The sequence below is a fragment of the Bradyrhizobium sp. MI1.4 genome (genome assembly GCF_055811315.1).
Map to the genome: position 1 here is coordinate 1 of NZ_JBVVPP010000087.1, position 16,006 is coordinate 16,006.

General features: G+C 61.4%; 18 protein-coding genes, 1 tRNA gene and 2 pseudogenes. 14 read left to right on the forward strand and 7 right to left on the reverse strand.

From position 1 onward, the window contains the following. On the forward strand, positions 1–258 hold a 258-nt coding region (locus tag AC0L23_RS38755; protein ID WP_473299154.1), incomplete at its 5' end, for a hypothetical protein. Positions 259–272: 14 nt separating this feature from the next. On the opposite strand, the gene chpT is transcribed toward AC0L23_RS38755, so the two are convergent. Continuing rightward, positions 273–926, reverse strand: a complete 654-nt coding sequence (gene chpT / locus AC0L23_RS38760) for a histidine phosphotransferase ChpT (protein WP_018458347.1) — start codon at positions 924–926, stop codon at positions 273–275. Positions 927–1,097: 171 nt separating this feature from the next. Between chpT and AC0L23_RS38765 the strand changes: the two genes are divergently transcribed. Continuing rightward, positions 1,098–1,925: a 3'(2'),5'-bisphosphate nucleotidase CysQ family protein gene (locus AC0L23_RS38765; protein WP_085357380.1), complete on the forward strand. Its 828-nt coding sequence runs from the start codon at positions 1,098–1,100 to the stop codon at positions 1,923–1,925. 15 nt (positions 1,926–1,940) lie between these two features. Here the strand turns inward: AC0L23_RS38765 and AC0L23_RS38770 are convergent, their stop codons facing one another. Next, positions 1,941–2,426, reverse strand: coding sequence for a YHS domain-containing (seleno)protein (locus AC0L23_RS38770; RefSeq protein WP_085348585.1), 486 nt, complete (start codon positions 2,424–2,426; stop codon positions 1,941–1,943). Positions 2,427–2,565: 139 nt separating this feature from the next. On the opposite strand from AC0L23_RS38770, the gene AC0L23_RS38775 reads away from it, so the two are divergent. The 3 genes from AC0L23_RS38775 (at position 2,566) to AC0L23_RS38785 (ending at position 4,820) form a co-directional block, all read left to right on the forward strand. Beyond that, positions 2,566–3,171: a DUF1134 domain-containing protein gene (locus AC0L23_RS38775; protein WP_018458350.1), complete on the forward strand. Its 606-nt coding sequence runs from the start codon at positions 2,566–2,568 to the stop codon at positions 3,169–3,171. A 119-nt stretch (positions 3,172–3,290) separates the two neighbouring features. Further along, on the forward strand, positions 3,291–4,589 hold the full coding sequence (locus AC0L23_RS38780; RefSeq protein WP_018458351.1) for a coiled-coil domain-containing protein: 1,299 nt from the start codon (positions 3,291–3,293) through the stop codon (positions 4,587–4,589). A 156-nt stretch (positions 4,590–4,745) separates the two neighbouring features. Next, positions 4,746–4,820, forward strand: a tRNA-Val gene (locus AC0L23_RS38785). A 223-nt stretch (positions 4,821–5,043) separates the two neighbouring features. Here the strand turns inward: AC0L23_RS38785 and AC0L23_RS38790 are convergent. Together AC0L23_RS38790 and AC0L23_RS38795 are read right to left on the reverse strand one after the other, a co-directional pair. Beyond that, entirely contained in the window at positions 5,044–5,268 is a 225-nt protein-coding gene (locus AC0L23_RS38790; RefSeq protein WP_473358301.1) for a hypothetical protein, read from the reverse strand. A 527-nt stretch (positions 5,269–5,795) separates the two neighbouring features. Next, positions 5,796–6,029 carry a hypothetical protein gene (locus AC0L23_RS38795; protein ID WP_473358302.1) on the reverse strand — a complete coding sequence of 78 codons (234 nt, stop codon included), beginning with the start codon at positions 6,027–6,029 and terminating at the stop codon, positions 5,796–5,798. A gap of 702 nt (positions 6,030–6,731) precedes the next feature. Between AC0L23_RS38795 and AC0L23_RS38800 the strand changes: the two genes are divergently transcribed. Both AC0L23_RS38800 and AC0L23_RS38805 read left to right on the forward strand, forming a co-directional pair. Further along, complete coding sequence (locus AC0L23_RS38800; protein ID WP_473358303.1) at positions 6,732–7,583, forward strand: GIY-YIG nuclease family protein; 852 nt, start codon at positions 6,732–6,734, stop codon at positions 7,581–7,583. A 297-nt stretch (positions 7,584–7,880) separates the two neighbouring features. Next, complete coding sequence (locus AC0L23_RS38805) at positions 7,881–8,078, forward strand: DUF7662 domain-containing protein (RefSeq protein WP_473358304.1); 198 nt, start codon at positions 7,881–7,883, stop codon at positions 8,076–8,078. Between the two features lie 76 nt (positions 8,079–8,154). Here the strand turns inward: AC0L23_RS38805 and AC0L23_RS38810 are convergent, their stop codons facing one another. Beyond that, complete coding sequence (locus AC0L23_RS38810; RefSeq protein ID WP_027516023.1) at positions 8,155–8,334, reverse strand: hypothetical protein; 180 nt, start codon at positions 8,332–8,334, stop codon at positions 8,155–8,157. 610 nt (positions 8,335–8,944) lie between these two features. Here AC0L23_RS38810 and AC0L23_RS38815 point away from each other — a divergent pair. From AC0L23_RS38815 to AC0L23_RS38830, 4 genes are all read left to right on the forward strand, one after another. Beyond that, positions 8,945–9,247, forward strand: a complete 303-nt coding sequence (locus AC0L23_RS38815) for a hypothetical protein (RefSeq protein WP_473358305.1) — start codon at positions 8,945–8,947, stop codon at positions 9,245–9,247. A gap of 40 nt (positions 9,248–9,287) precedes the next feature. Further along, entirely contained in the window at positions 9,288–9,509 is a 222-nt protein-coding gene (locus AC0L23_RS38820; RefSeq protein ID WP_473358306.1) for a hypothetical protein, read from the forward strand. Positions 9,510–9,511: 2 nt separating this feature from the next. Then, the gene (locus AC0L23_RS38825) at positions 9,512–9,733 is read left to right on the forward strand and encodes a hypothetical protein (protein ID WP_473358307.1); all 222 of its coding nucleotides are present in this window, start codon (positions 9,512–9,514) and stop codon (positions 9,731–9,733) included. 337 nt (positions 9,734–10,070) lie between these two features. After that, positions 10,071–10,412 carry a hypothetical protein gene (locus AC0L23_RS38830; protein ID WP_473358308.1) on the forward strand — a complete coding sequence of 114 codons (342 nt, stop codon included), beginning with the start codon at positions 10,071–10,073 and terminating at the stop codon, positions 10,410–10,412. Between the two features lie 131 nt (positions 10,413–10,543). Here the strand turns inward: AC0L23_RS38830 and AC0L23_RS38835 are convergent, their stop codons facing one another. Continuing rightward, a complete protein-coding gene (locus AC0L23_RS38835) occupies positions 10,544–10,969 on the reverse strand; it encodes a hypothetical protein (RefSeq protein WP_473358311.1) in 426 nt (141 codons plus the stop codon). A gap of 20 nt (positions 10,970–10,989) precedes the next feature. Next, a pseudogene (locus AC0L23_RS38840) lies at positions 10,990–11,210 on the reverse strand (hypothetical protein). 102 nt (positions 11,211–11,312) lie between these two features. Here AC0L23_RS38840 and AC0L23_RS38845 point away from each other — a divergent pair. The 3 genes and pseudogenes from AC0L23_RS38845 to AC0L23_RS38855 all read left to right on the forward strand — a co-directional run. Beyond that, entirely contained in the window at positions 11,313–11,609 is a 297-nt protein-coding gene (locus AC0L23_RS38845) for a hypothetical protein (protein ID WP_473358309.1), read from the forward strand. Positions 11,610–12,630: 1,021 nt separating this feature from the next. Then, positions 12,631–12,834 (forward strand): annotated as a pseudogene (locus AC0L23_RS38850) (transposase); the annotation flags it as partial. A gap of 1,266 nt (positions 12,835–14,100) precedes the next feature. Continuing rightward, a partial coding sequence (locus AC0L23_RS38855) for a putative bifunctional diguanylate cyclase/phosphodiesterase (protein ID WP_473358310.1) occupies positions 14,101–16,006 on the forward strand: 1,906 nt, incomplete at its 3' end.

Consider the following 16,006-nt stretch of genomic DNA (forward strand, 5'->3'; position numbering starts at 1 on the left):
CTTCACCAGCTGATTGTCCACGGTGTCCAGGCTCTCGCTGGTTTCCGTCAAAAACTCCCGCAACAGATCATCCATGAAAACAGGCCTTCATACAGGGAGGGCGCGCACACAAGACGTGATGCGCCAATTCGGAATGGGGCCAGCTTCACCGCAAAGCGTTTAATAATGGTTGAGTATGTGGAAAAGAACGGAACCAACAAAGAGATAAGGCGCTCCGGACAAGCCGAAGCGCCTCGTAAAGATTCGATTAACGTTTGAGAGCGGCGGCGTGTCTACGACGCGATAATGGTGATGGCCTCGCCTTCGTGCGCGAGCCTCACGGTCAGCCCGCAAGCCTCTGCCAACAGCCGCGTATAATAAGGCTGGATCGCATGTGCATCCGCAGCCGGGCCGCGCTCGCCGCTCAGGAGCTCGGAGATGTTCTGCGGCAGGCGCGCATTATGTCCGGTCGCGGTGATGCGGAAGCTCATGGTCTCGCCCTCGCCGATCGGATCGATCGTCAGCGTGCCGCCGCGCGGGATCGTGTGCTGCGAAACGACCAGCATGTTGAGCAGCAGCTTGACGCGATTCTTCGGCAGCAAGATCCGCGGCAGATTCCAGGTGATCGAGCACTTGCCGTCCTCGATGTGGCCGCGCGCCATGGTCTGGGCATCGCCGAGATCGATCTGCGCGCCGGACGAGCCGGCCGCACCAAAAGCGAGGCGGCAGAACTGGAGGCGAGCGGAGGCGGTTTTCGCGCTCTTGCGTATCAAGTCGAGTGCGAACTCGCGGTCGTCGGGCTTGGGATCGTCGTCGAGCACTTCGAGCCCATTGACGATGGCGCCGACAGGGCTGATGAGATCGTGGCAGACCCGCGAGCACAGCAGCGCAGCGAGTTCGAGCGCATCTGGAGCGGTGGCGGTAGCGGGTGACGAAGCGTCAGACATAAAGGGTTCCTGGAATTGCACGGCGCGGACGCAGCGAATCAAGCATGCTTGACGAATGCCGCAGGTTCTAACATTCGCTGGCACGTGGCAGCTAGCTTGCGATCGGTTCGAAGCGGCCCTAATGCCGCGGCGAATCACTCGCTTAGGGATGGAATTGCCGATGAATGAGGCATGCAGGTGAAGCGGATCATCGACGGCGCGGCCGCCTCCCACCTGATGGAGCCGCTCACCGCCCTGGTGGTGAAGGCGGGCGAAGCCATCCTCGCGGTCAACCGCGCAGCGATGCGGGTCGACGGCAAGCAGGACGGCTCGCCGGTGACCGAGGCCGACCTTGCGGCCGACCGCATCATCGCGGACGGGCTGGCACAGCTTGCGGGCGACATCCCGACGCTCTCGGAAGAGCGGACCCAGCTCGCCTCGCCGCCGTTCCGCGCCAGCTTCTTCCTGATCGACCCGCTCGACGGCACCAAGGAGTTCGTCGCCGGGCGCGACGAGTTCACCGTCAACCTTGCCCTGGTGACATCGGGCGTGCCGCTGCTGGGCATCGTCAGCGCGCCGGCACTCGGGCTGCTCTGGCGCGGCATCGTCGGCCGTGGCGCCGAGCGCGTCGGGTTCGACGGCGCAACCATCGGCGCTGCCGAGCCGATCCATACCCGCAAGCTGCCGCCCCTGGGCGAACCCTGGATCGCCGCGGTGAGCCGCTCGCATGGAGATCCCCGAACCGAGGCGTTCATCGATCATCGCCCCAGCGCCGTCAGAAAGGCGGTCGGCTCGGCCGTGAAATTCGGACGGATCGCGGAAGGCAGTGCCGACATCTACCCCCGCTTCGGGCCCACTTGTGAATGGGACGTCGGGGCCGGCTACGCGGTCGTGACCGCGGCCGGCGGCAGCGTGACCGATGGCAAGGGCGGCGTGCTCCGCTTCGGCGAGCGGCACGATGGCGGCTTCATCATCCCGGAGTTCATCGCCTGGGGTGACCCGCAGGCGGCAAGACTCTGAGGTCGTAAAGGGCGCCTACTGGCTGAGCTTGTCCTGGAGGGCCGGCCAGCGCTTGCCCACCTCATAGAGGAAGCGCTCGGGATTGGCGGCGAAGGCGTCGCGATTGGCTTCCCGGCTGAACAGATAGAGCCGCTGCGCCGCGATCGCGAAGAAGCGGGGGTTACCGGCGATGATGACGCCGCGGGCGATATCGACCGGATCGTAGCCGCCGAACTGCGGCCCGTAGACCTCGGGATGGGCGAGGAAAGACGCCCGGTTGCCCTCGTTCCGAAAGCGCCAGACGGCGCCCCACAGGTTCGCCTCGAACTCGGCCGTCCCCTGCACGGCCGTGCCAGCGACGAAATAGGCCACGGGGTCGAAGCCCTCGATCGCCACGCCGCTGAAGCGGTTGACGACGATCCGCTCGGTGGTGGCCGCCTGCGCCGGCGACCCCACGCAGAGGATCCAAATGCCCGACAGCATGCAGACCAGAAGGCCGATCAAGGCAATTCCGGGGCGCAAAGGGCTGGCTTCCTGCCGTTGTGCCGTCATAGTTGCTGCGGATAACATCCGAGTCGAGGGGACATCCGGCGCAACCTAGAGCCGCGCCTGTTGGCGCCAGGTTAAGGAAGCGACCGGATTCGATACCAGGGGTTCTTTTATGACTTTCGCATCACGCCTTGCCGCAGTCGCGCTTGCCGCGATGGTCGGGTGGATCAGTCCGGCTTCCGCCCAGCAGCCGCCGCCGCCCGACTTGCCGCCGCCGCAGCGGACCCAGACGCCCAGCACCTATGGGCCGGACGAACTCGTGAACGCCGGGCACCGCTTCTTCGGCAACGTCTCGCGCGGTCTCGCCTCGATCATCGAGAAGGCGGTCAGCCAATGGGGCCTGCCCAACGGCTATATCCTCGGTGAGGAAGGGTCCGGCGCTTTCGTCGCCGGCCTGCGCTACGGCGAAGGCACGCTCTACACCAAGAACGCCGGTGACCTCAGGGTCTACTGGCAGGGTCCCTCGCTCGGCTTCGACTGGGGTGGCGACGGCGCGCGCACCATGACGCTGGTCTATAATCTGCCCGCCACCAACGCGATCTACCAGCGCTTCGCCGGCCTCGACGGCTCGGCCTACATCATCGGCGGCTTCGGCATGACGGCGCTCACCGCCAACAACATCGTGCTGGTGCCGATCCGCTCGGGCCTCGGCCTGCGGCTGGGAGCCAATATCGGCTATTTGAAATTCACCCCGCGCGCGACCTGGAACCCGTTCTAGCGTTCCGCTTTCCGCTCCGGCGACGGATCAAGGTTAACGACATGTCGGGGCTGGCTTTTTGCCAGCCCCGCATGCAATGTCCTTGGTAAATTTTTCCTTAGCTTTGGGAGTTCTGGCCCATGGTCGAACCGATCATGTACCTGGCGATCGGTTTCCTGCTCTCGATGCTGTGCGGGCTCGCGATCGTGCCGCTGGTGCATAACCGCGCCGTGCGCCTGACCACGCGCCGGCTCGAGGCCGCCACGCCGTTGTCGATGGCCGAGATCCAGGCCGACAAGGACCAGCTCCGCGCCGAGTTCGCCATGTCGGCGCGACGGCTGGAGATGAGCGTCGACCAGCTCAAGAACAAGACCACGAGCCAGCTCGCCGAGCTCGGCAAGAAGAGCGACGCCATCAACCGCATGAAGATCGAGCTCGGCGAGAAGAACGCCACGATCTTCGCGCTCGAAGCGCGCGAGAAGGCGGTGAAGGAGCAGCTCCGCGCCACCGAAGAGGAATTCAACACCAAGACCGCAGCCCTGCGCGCCGCCGAGCTCGCGCTGACCGACAAGCAGGGCGAGCTCGCAAAGATCAATTCCGAACTGTCCGACCGCTCGATGATGGCGGAGAGCCGTCAGGTCGAGCTGGTCGCGGTCCGTGCGCAGATCGAGGAGCTGAAGCACCGCGTCGGCGACGCCGAAAAGGAATTTGCCGCGACGCAGGCGCGGCTGGCGCAGGAGCGCACCGAGTCCGAGACCGCCTCGCGCGAGCTCGGCGACGCCCGCGGCCGCGTCGAGAATCTGAGCCAGCGCGTCACCGACCTCGATCGCCAACTCATCGTGCAGGTGAAAGAGGCCGAGATGTTGTCGGGCCGCGTCGGCGATCTCGAGGGACGCCTTGCCACGCAGGGCAAGCTGCTCGCCGAACGCGACTATGAGAACAACCAGCTCCGCCAGGCCAACGAGGCCAATGAGCGCATCATCAAGGAGCTGCGCGTTGAGATCGCGGCGTTGAGCGGCGGCAAGTCCTCGGCCGCAATGGAATCGATCCGCGCGGAAAAGACCGCGCTCGAGGAGCAGCTGCGCACCGCCCGCGACGAGCGCGCCAAGCTCCAGCGCGACATCAACGCGATCCAGCAACAGGCCGAGAGCTCCTGGGCGACCGAGCGGATGGAGAACGCGCTGCTGCGCGAACGCATCAACGACATCGCAGCCGAGGTGGCCAAGCTCGCGATGCAGCTCGAAGGGCCGAACTCGCCGATCGAGGCCCTGCTCGCGGCGGAGGCCGGCCAGCCGCCGAGGCCGGCGCCACGCCCGGCCAACGACGCCCCTGCCAACGGCACCGCCGCAGGCACCCTGCCCGAAGGCGGCGGAACACTGGCCGAACGCATCCGCGCGCTCCAGGCCCACGCCTCCCGCGCCCGCCAGCAGGGCGCGTAAGCGGCCCCAAGATGGTCTGACCGCCGAATTGCGGGTCCGGGGGAAGGTTTTCCGGCCCGGCAGCGCCTCGAAACTTGACACCTTCGGCCTGCACTTCTAAATCGCGGGCTCCAAAGCATCGGCGGCCGAAACTCGGGTCGCCTGCATGATGGTTTCGGGTGCATAGCTCAGCGGGAGAGCGTTCCCTTCACACGGGAGAGGTCCAAGGTTCGATCCCTTGTGCGCCCACCATTAGTCCAGAATTTACAGCAGCTTAGCGACTTGATTCCCCCACATTGTGCCCCGTAAAGTCTGGGGCACAACCCGGGCACGCTGCAAAAAAGCTCATTCCTCTACTTCGCCCGCCGCTCCGATCTCGACGGCAAATCAAGAAAGCTGGTTGATCTTTCACGTCGTCCCGCGACTTTTGGGCCCGAGTTTCGTTGAGCGCTCGACAGGCGCGAGCACGTTGTGCTCAAGGCAACCTTCGCTCGAGGTACCACCCGAGGAAGGTATCGTGCTTCCGCGGTTCCTTTGATGCTCCGCGCTTGCCGGTCTTGGCTGTGTTTTCCACTGCCGCCATGAGTTGCCGCCGCGTCAGCGCGGCAATGGCGAGCTCGAAATGGTGATCGAGACCACGTCGCCAGAGCAGATAGTGCTGGTTTCCAGTGACGACCTGCCGTCCGGTGAGGGACACCACACAGGGCCGCCTTCAATCATCAGGTTGCCAGCTCATGCACTGCTTCTCCGCCAGCTGTTGCCCTTGAGCCTCGCGCCCGACTTAGCTCGGATCGCTAGCGCTGGTGACGACTACGACGAGAGCCCTGTGGCAACATTTTAAAGCGGTAAGGGGCCAATGGAGCCGGGAGTTCGCTTTCGGCATCCCCCTACCTCGGGGTTGGCTTATGGTCATCGCCTTTCCAGATCGTGATGCTACTCGGCGTAGTGCTCGCATGGCCCGCAAAAGGGCCCAGTTCGCACCCTCCTGGATTACGACCGAGTATCAGACCGTCATCGAGCATTGGCGGATCGGGTCTGACCAGCTCCGTGGTGCTCACGCCCGCATTCGGATCAACTGCCATTTCGGAGTCTCGTTCAAGCAGCTCTCGCAGGCGCTCGATGCGAGCGAACCGGAATGGATGGACTGGTTTGATCATCGGGCTAGGCCCCTCGGGTCGAATGCGAACAATCGGATGATGAAAACGACGAGCGCGCGACGGGTGACGCTCATGAATCGAGTTGTCGGTTCTCCGCTGAATGCCAGTCCGCGCCATGGAGGCGGATCATCTCCCGACGGGACCGCTCGATGAAGATGCGCTCAACGCAAAAGCCGGCTGCAACTGAAGCCGCCAGCGCAAGGCCAGAGGCCATATAGTCGTTGATGAAATTCCAAAAAATGTTACAGCCGGCAACTCCTACAAAAGTAAGTACCATGACCATATTGCGAAATGCCTTCACCATGCGCCCCCCGGTCAGTCGGCGAGGATCATCTAGCATTGCAACCACGGCGATTGGCAGCGTTTGACCCTTGTGATGCGCCGTCTTTCTGCTCGTCGGCTTGGGTCCGGCCGCGCTTGCCGACCGCCGTGGGGCTCGCTCTTCCCACTTAAGAGGGCACCCGGGAACGGGGCAGTGATAGCAACGCCGGCATACTTCATCACGGCGGGCTCCTTTGCCGTCCTCTTCCGCGTCAACAACGCCACGCCAGCAAACGGATGCCCGGCCTGTTTTAGAACTATCCGGCGCGCGTGATCCGAAACGCTGGCTGGTTCAGCGCGGGCCGCAGCACAGGCCCGCCGCGTTGTTGCCCGCGAAATATCCAGAGCCCGCCCGAATTGGTTAGTGGGTTGTTAGTCGGCGTTCGGCAGCCTCGCGGTCAGCGCTGCCGATCACCCCTAGCCCAAGGTAGCGCAAGCGATGGCCGGCGGCAGTGATGCCCGCCGGCCATTTCATTCAGTCTGCGTCGTCTAGGCTTAGTGGGACGGCGAGGCTGCTAGCGAAGCCCGCAGTCATTCCACTAATCGTTTCGTCAGACCTTTTGGTTAGCAATCTGCCGCTGATGCGCGAGGATTGCCGCACCCAGTCATGCAATCCAGACGTTCCGCCTGTTTCACGTCCGGGTGGTCCTTTACTTTGTTCGGCGTGGTTTTGGGGAACACGCATATGCCGCAGGGGTTTGTCTACATTCTCGTTTCGCCGAACAGCGACTACACAAAGATCGGCCGCACCGAGCGGCCCATTAGCGAACGGCTTCGCGGAATAAATGGGGGCGAGGCATATGCTCCTCACGGTCCATGGGAATTGTCCGATTTTGTCCACGTGACGGACTGCGTCGCAATAGAGAACGCTCTCCATCGTCACTTTCGCAACCGAAACGTAGAGATCGACGGAACGCGGGAGCTATTCAGCGTGGCTCCGCACGAGGCTAGAGAACAATTGCGTTCGATTAGCGAGCCGCTCCGCGTCGATCCCGAAAGGACGGATCGGCTCTTCCACAATCCCGATGTCAGCCTGTTTCTCTTCCGCTTGTTCCAGCTTTCGGGATTGTACGGCAACCTCGACATTCAAGGCGCGTGGACCTTAAGCGTTCTCCCGCAGACCAACGGCGGGCGTTGGTTCACATTAAACATCGGGTCTCACGAAGTCGCTTTCAGCACTCGAACCCCTGTGGACGGAAAGTTTTCGCACTACCTTGTGCTCGACCGTCTGATTTTGGAGTATCCCAAAACGATCATGTGGCTTGGCCAGCGTGCTGGGGATGTTCAACCGGCCGACTACAAAGCTGCTGAACGTACGGTGAGTGTAAGTTTCGACGAGGATTTTGCAAAGGCCGAACGCATCTTCGCTCTCGACGGAGTTCGTCGCGCAATGGTCGCCTACTGGGCCGATGCTCTAGCCGATCTGCGCGAGAGGAATGCAAAGAGTGTCTACGCGAGGTACCATTCTTATGATGCTGTGTCGCAGTTGCTCGAATATAAAAGAGCAAGAGACAAGGTGGTGGTAGGCGAGCGATGAAGCGACCCTCCAAGGACGGGAGCGCCTTGGTGGAGCGGGCCCGCCAGCAGCCATCCCGGCGGCGCCCTCGCTCAGCCCGATTGGCGCCCTCTAGGCGGACCGCGGTCGATTGTTGAGATGGACCAAAGCGCGTCGTGCGACTGCCGTGAGGTCTGTTGAGGCCCCTTGTCCTGCCTCAGCCGCTTGGATCTATTGCTCCGCGATGTACTTCCGGCTCTCGTGATCGCCACCGTGCGCAAGCTCGGCACACACTTGCACTAGGACAACGTCCATGTTTGCCTTGCCTGCGGTGAGACCATGAGCTTCCGAAAATCGATCTACGAACCATTGCATCAACGGTTGTTGAGCGAGCGTGGACAAATCGTTCGGCGAACCTTCTCCGAGATGGAAGAGATACTTAGGAGAGAGCTTCCGGCATCGGCACACAAATCCACGGCGTGGTGGAGCAACGAAAGCTCCATGAAGGTTGGCATACCCAAGCAAGGGCTTGGATGAACGTCGGCTTTCGGGCGCATGCTTCGATTAAAGATCGCATCGTCGAATTCCGCCGGGTTTGATCAAGCTGTCCGGTTTAGCGCTTGTCGAAGGCCTTCGCACGCTGGAACAGCACGGTTTGAAGTCCGGTGATGATCAACTTGTTCAACGTCTCACAATCGTTCGGCGACAGGTGGGGAAGCTGGCGCGAAGTCTTCCACTGCTCAATGGCGGCGGTGACAGCGGCGCGCAATTCGTCATCAGTCGGGCTGGTCATTGGTCGACCTCAATGCGATCACTTACAGCTTGGTGCCTTCTGAAGCGGATGCAATTGAACCTTCGATGTATCGGTTGTGGGTTACTTCAGCCGGGCGAACGGACGATGCGATTGCTACCTTGATTCCGCTGCGGATGTGATCTTGAGGACTTTGGAGATCGATCGCCGTCGCTCGATCACTCTAGTAACTGAGCAAAGAATTTCCCACTCGTCCTACTCGCTCGCCCCCGCTGTTTTTGAAAGCGCTGCAAGCGAGCGTAGACCGCTTGGCGGGTGCGGCCTAGCCGTTCGCCGACCTCCTCAGCTGTGGCACCTGCGCCAAAGAGCGAGAGCAATTCCGCCTCTTCGTCCGGCAACCACGGACGCGTCGATGTGCGATCGTTCGTCATTCGCGATGCCTGCAATGCCTAAATGCGCGGCGGCGCTGGCCGCCGCGGCGGGTCGGGGAAGCGAGCTGGCCGCTCTGAGCGCGGCGGCGCCGGCAAGCGGCTGGGCTCAGGCGCGCGATTACCGCGCGTCATCCACGCTGCTAGACGAGCGTAGCTTCGCCTGAGAGCCGGAACGAACCAAGCAGATGCGTCCTCGTGTTCCATGCCGCAGAAAAATATCCATGAACCATTTAGAAAAGATTGCCGGCTGTTCCCGTTCCGTAATTGATCGTAAACAATGCGATGGCAACAAAACGGCCATGGAAACCGAACGCCCGCGCAGGCCGCCTTTTAATCAGTATCACCGGCAAATGCTCGACCCTCTTCGTGACCGCGATTGGGTGTCTTCTTCGAAGCTTCCCGATCACCCCGGAACAACGCTCGCTCTTTTACGAAACGGATGGATGGAGCGACGCTCAAACGGCGAAGGTGTCGAATATCGTATGACCGAAGCCGGTCTGACAGAACTTTGCCGCCCCCGATAGTCCGCAAACCGGGTGGGAAACGACGAACGTGTCAAAGGCCATGGAACTGATCGTCGCTAGCTACGTGAAGGTGCGGGACCGTCGCGCTCTGGTCGACTTGCTGGCACATCGTCGCAAGGTGCTCGCCCAGCTGCAAGCCGTATCGGGCATCAACCCAGAAAACGCAGTAAGAGCGATCCAAGATGAACTGGCGGTGATCGAAGCCGGCCTCGAAGAACTTAAACCTCCGCCCGGTTGGCTGCCTGAGAACGAGTGGAGCTAGCGATGCGCGTCAACAAGATCAATTGGGACAAAATCGGCCGGGTGACGGAGCCGGGTCGATACAAGTGCTTTTTCGGATATCTGACCGTCACTTCAGAGGACATCGAAGTGTGGACGCGTTACCCCGACGCCACTTTCACCTTGATCACACGGCCGACGACTGAGCAATCGGTAGGCGAAGATTACCGTCTAGGCGCGTTCGGCATCGGCAATCCTCAACAGTAGGACGGTCCGCCGTCGTCGCGTACGGCGCAGCCTCGACGGGCGTTATCTCCGAGAGGATCGCGATCGGCGCTATCTCGCGGGTCGTGAACGGAACCAATAGCGGTCAAGAACCCGAAGCATTTGGCGAGGCTCGCGCAGTCACAGCTCACGATGCATCTCGAAGTTTCGCAGCTGTTGCTCAGTCAGGAATTCCGACGCAGGCCCTGACGTTCCTTCTTGGGCATTCACCGGCAAGTACATTCCGGTGGGGCTTCTCGGTTCCCGAATTAACTTCCCGCGAGGAGATCAAGCTTAACTTGAAGAATTGATTGCAGCGGCGAATCGGAGGGTTAGCTTTGTGCACCGGACATTGCCCCCGTCCGGGGCCCAGGCGAAGCCGTCGCGCCATCATATTCGGCGTGGCGGCTTCGTTTGCCCGGCCACGCGCGCGAGTGTGATTTTGAAGAGGCCGTCAAAACAGGAAACGCTCGACCTCGTCGAGATGCGTCGACAGATTATCGCTCTGCGAACCCGGCACTCTGACAACGCCCGTGTCACGTATCTCTTGAACCGGTTGCTGATCAAGACTGCATATCTCACCGAAGCAGAGAGCGCCGCTCAGGCGAAACAGCTGTGGGATGCATTCACTGAAACGATGGCAGATGTTGAGAAGATCATCACGAGTAAGGCTAACAAGTAGATCCGATTGCGTAAGGCGAGCGCTGCGTTGATGCTACCTGTCGTCGCTGAGGTGGCTATGTCTGGCGTAACCGCCGCCTTCGCGGCAAGGGGCCGCCGCCATCACAAGCGGCGGCCCCGCCCGTAAGCGGCCTAGTAAGCACCCCGCACTACTCGGGGCGGGGAGGGCGGTCTCGGAGAAAACCGGCGGGCAAACGCGAGCACTGCGGCTTCGTCGGTTGCGAGCCCGATCTTCTGGGCGAGCATCACGTCGCCAGCTGCCAGAGCCCGTTCGGGAACGAAACACCACCCGATCTTAGGCTGTGTTTCTTCATCAAGCTCCAAAACATTGCTCATGGTGCCCTGATGAATTTGATATCGTCGGCCGGTGTGAGAGCCCGTGACTTCCAAATAACCCTCGGCATCAAACTGCGCACGCTGATCCGGAGACAGAAAATTGCCCAAGAGACGCCGTGCACGCGCTTCCGGCCCATTTTGCTCGACCAAGCTCCAATGCAGCGAACGCAGGGCGCGCAAACGCGCACTACTGCCGACGCCGTTGCGTCTGAACAAAACGATATGCTGTGCCGCGAGGGTGGCTAGCCGCCGACGAGGCGCGGGTAAAACAGCGTCTCGTCCGCAGTCGGATCAAATGTCCGTACGACTTTGAGATCGCCGGCCGGCGTCCGAGTAGCAGCGGTGAATCCTTGGTCTGTCAACTTCTTGAAACGCCGCTCAGCCTTGACCAGCCCCTTGGGGGGGTTTGGTCAAAAAAATGTCTGCTGTCGCCTGTGTGGTCCATCACGATCTGGGTAGCCATGGAAGAGAACTCCGTGGGTCCTAGCCTAGCGTGGAAGAACCTCGCGGCGCCGGCTGGTGTTCCTAGTCCGGGGAAATTTGCTCTGTGTCCCATTAGGCGCCCGTGAGCGGCATCGACGAAAGCCTGATCCGCCGCGACCGGACCCCAGCGCAGCGCAGCGAGCTGATCGCGAAGCGGAAGGCGGCATATGAAGCCGTGCATCCGGAGACGAAGCACGGCGCGACCGGGGGCCGCGGGAAAAAAGATGCCAACCTGGCGTCTTTTACTTCCGATACCGCCGCTAAGACAGGAAAACCCCAACGGACAATCCGGCGCGACGCGACCCGCGCCAAGGCGCTAGGCCGCGATCTGGACCGTGTTTCAAGACGGTTCGCTGGGGCCCGACTCGACGATGCATGATCTCGTTCTGAAAGGGATGGTTGCGGCAGTGTTCGCAGATCAGGGACACCATTTCAGTAAGATACCGCAGCGCGAGATCGTGATGAGAGAAGGCCACGGCGTCGAAGGCGACGCACACGAAGGTCCCTTCGTTCGGCAGAGGCATCTCGCCCGAAGGCAGCCTCGCCTGCCCAATCTGCGTCAGGTCCACCCGATACCGGCCGAGCTTTTCGACACGCAGCGCAGATACCGCTGCGAGCTCGATGCGGGAGAGTTGGAAGTGAGAACATCACCATGGCAGGCCTGGACCTTGAGCGAATGCCCCGGGAGCCGAATGTGGCCGGGATCGACCGCCGTCGTGGAACTGACCGGGGTCCGAACGCCCTGCGTGCTCATCGACCGCTTCCGGTCAGGCCTGAAACGACGCGTGATCTCACCCGAGAAAGCAGGCCCGGCGTTCAGATGCGGGGTTCTGGGCATAGTGAGAACCGGCGGCCGTGTCGCCACGGCGATTTCGCGCGAGCGGTGCTGCCGAGCCCTCCCCGGTGCCCTTGTGTCCGTAAAAGCTGTCAGAGTGTGCGAACGGGCGGTTGCGCCCCAACCGCCCGTTGCTTGAACTGAGCCCGTTGCGCCCAAAAGCGACAGAGCTTGGAAAAGAGCGAGGGACAGCTCCGGCGTCTTCCTCAACCCGAACAGTTGCAAGGGCTTCGAGCCCGAACCGAGCAAGGAAGGGAGTGGATGATGGCACAAGGTGATCTCGTTGTCGTGGGTATCGATGTCGCCAAAGGACAAGGTGGATACGTGTATTCGCTCTTTGTCACTGCGGCAGATCTTCCCGGCTACCCCCCAGGGACAGCGCAAGCTGGTGGCCTTGCTAGAATCCGCTGCGCTGCGAGGGATGGGTCTACGAGATCAAGGCCGACGGCTACCAAGCCCAACTGCATCTGCATGAGGGGGACGCCAAAGTCTATTCGCGTATTCCTCGAATCTCTGACCGCCGGCACCTGAACTTCTTCGATCTCGCATCCCTGGCAAGCCTGCCGCCTTCGCAGCCCAGCTCGTCGCCATGCGGCGCATCAGCTGGATCGTCTACGCCAAACGGCCGTTCGGCGGCCTCGCGCGGGTGCTGGCCTATCTCGGCCGCTATACCCATCGCGTTGCAATCGCCAACAGCCGGCTCGTAGCCCTCGACGAGGATCACGTCACCTTTACCTGGAAGGACTACCGCCAGAACGGCGCGACAAAGATCAAGAAGCTCAAGCTCGGCGAGCTCATCCAAAGGATCGAACGCGAGAGTGGCGCCTCGACGATGCCGGCGATCGCCGCTTGGGAAAGTGCTTCAGTGCGGCGGAGATGAATCGCGAGCCAACAATGCCCGATCGCATATCGAGCTGGTCAACTATGCGATGCTTTTCAAGCTCAAGGCCACCGCCGCCGAATAACACCGGCCTCCATCCCGCCATCGAACGCGGATGGCTCGAGCTGCACGAGTCAGGCGCCTATGTCCGGATATTGAAGACAAAGGCTGCCAACCGAGATGGCCTTACTGATAGCGGAGCACTTTAATTGATGGCTGTATCGTCAACCGGTAAACAACGAGATGAGCCGCTCCGAAAGCCTCGATCAGATTGCCGCAAGCAGGGCAATAGTACCTGCCCTCCGTGCCACGCTCGGAGGTAAGCTCAAGACGGCGGAAGCCAGCACCGCACTCGGACCACGTCGCATCACTCTTTGTCATGCTCCGACTCCTGACGCTGCGCGTCGCCACGATTCTTCAACATATACTTGGTTGCGGCACATCTCCTTTGCCCAGATCCTCGGTCGCCATCACCATTGCGGGTCCGCTGATGCCCACCCCTTGCGCGTGTACCGACGAAGTTCACATAGATACACGCGATGGAGGTCGATGTCGCAGCCAAACCGGCGAAAGAAGTCTCCATTCTCGACAGAGCTCGCGCAACAGCTGGCCGCGCAGATTCCTCGTCATCTCGGTCCGTCCGGCAGATCATAGTTGGTACGAATCGGACAAACATCAGCCCGTACAGACACGTGTAACGGATGAAACCTCCGCCAGTAAAATACGCGACGTTCAAAACGTCCATTCGAAGTTTCTCATCGTCATACGGCCTCGCCAGCCTATTTGCGTCGAATTCTCCCGCTGTGCCGAGGATTTCCTGCATCCCGTTGCATGGAAGCGATCACGAGGTGGCCCTGCAGCAGGCCGTTAATGAGGCCGTGCCCCGAGCCAATTGCACCGGGTACGTCGATGACCCATAGCAAATAAGGATTCGCAAGCTTGTGAGCACAGTGTCGGCTCTTACCAAGAGTCGCGCGAAATTCCCGCCTGTGCACAACTCCTTCGCGCATCCGTCATGCGCGCGCTAACCACTAGCTGATTTAAGATTGTCGCAATCGGCTACTCGCTGCAGCCCAAGTCAATCGTTTACAGCGAATTAAGCAGAGCAGGATTTGATGCCGCGCGGACAGGAAGCTTGGATCTCGGGGATGTGTGATGGGTGCTGCCAGGAAGCAATCCGTGAAATTAGATACGGGAATGTTCGAGGGCATGCCGGTCCTGCGTCGCAAGTGGCAGGCTGCACTCAAGCCCGGCCAAACTCTTCCCCGCTACGAAGATGTGCTGCTGGGCAGCCTCGGGCGACTCGCCGATCACATGATGCTGCTCAAGTGCGAGAACGACGCATTCGCCGTTTCGCGGACGGGTCGCTATGCGCAGGAATGGCTGGGCGATGAGCGCTGGGACGTTCCGATGGACGCGCTGCGCCCGGATTGCGCGACCGTCCTCAGTGAGGCAGCCGCGAACGCGATTGCAAACAACCGTCCTTATCTCACCGCCGCTCATTGCGTGCGCAACGGCATGGTGCGAACGTATGACGTGCTCGCGCTGCCGACCTTCGCGCGTTGGGGCGGAACGCTGGTCGGCGCCTACGTCAACGAGCGCGGCACGGAATACAATCTGCCCGATGCGATCTTTTCTACGACCGATGACGGCGTAATCTCGCTCTCGACCATTCGCGATGCGACGGGCCAGCCGGTTGATTTTCAGGTCGTGCACCACAATCAAGCAGCAGTGAGACTCCTCAACGTGGCAGAGCGAAGCCTGCTATGGCAGCGTCTGAGCAACGGACGCCACCTGCTCTGTTCGCAAGCGGTCGTAGGGCGGTTGCGAGCTGCGGTTAAGGACGACCAGGGTGACCAGTTCGAGATCGACAGCGATGATCGCAGCCTTCGGTTGGCAATTAAGGCCTTCGGCGGGATCCTTTCCCTGGTCATTTCCGACGTCACGTCCTTAAAGCGCCGAGACGCTTCGTTCAGACTGCTGTTCGACTCCAATCCAATGCCGATGTGGGCGTTGGACTGCGAGACGATGGCCTTTGTGAGGGTCAACGACGCGGCGGTGCAGCACTACGGTTACGCTTGCGAGACCTTCCTGCGGATGAAAGTTCACGAGATCTGGCCAAGGGAGGAGTGGCTCAGCTATACGCAGGCGCTGCGGGACGTCGGCGATACCTACCAGTCCGAACATCACTGGCGTCACGTGAAAGCCGACGGCACCGAGATTTGTGTGCTCACCTTCGGGCGACGAATCATGCTCGAAGGGCGCGAAGGCTACCTGGTCGCGGTGGTCAACATCACCGAACGGCGTAAGGCCGAGGCCCGCATCGCCCATATGGCGCTCCACGATGGATTGACTAACCTCCCCAACCGCGCGTTCCACCGCGAGCGTCTAGGCGAGGCGCTTGAAAGTGGCAATGCAGCCTGCAAACGCGTCGCGGTGTTGTGCATCGACCTTGACCTCTTCAAGAACGTCAACGACTCCTTCGGCCATCCCATGGGCGATTGCCTGCTCAAGCAGGTCGCCAACCGGCTGCGGTCGCGTGTAGCCAGCAACAATCTGGCGGCACGCCTCGGTGGCGATGAATTTGGAATCATCCTGGCCGACGATTCTTCGCCGAAGCAGGCGAGCGATTTCGCCGCCGGGCTGATCAGTATGTTGAGTGAGCCTTATGAGATCGACGGCAATCAGGTGGTGATTGGCGCCTCGATCGGAATTGCACTTTCGCCTGGCGACGGCACGAGTAGCGAGGAACTGATGCGCAACGCCGACATGGCGCTCTATCGCGCCAAACAGGAGGGCCGCGGCACGCAGCGTTTCTTCGAGCGCGAGATGGATCACCAAGTGCAGCGGCGCCGCGAGCTGGAGCTCGACCTGCGCCGCGCTTTTGCCACTGGAGACTTCGAGCTGCACTACCAGCCGCTGGTCGACGTCGCGCGTGACAAGATCTCAGGTTTTGAGGCGCTCCTGCGCTGGCTCCATCCGGAGAAGGGCATGATCTCGCCGGCGGAGTTCATTCCGGTGGCGGAAGATATCGGACTGATCGTCTCGCTCGGCGAGTGGG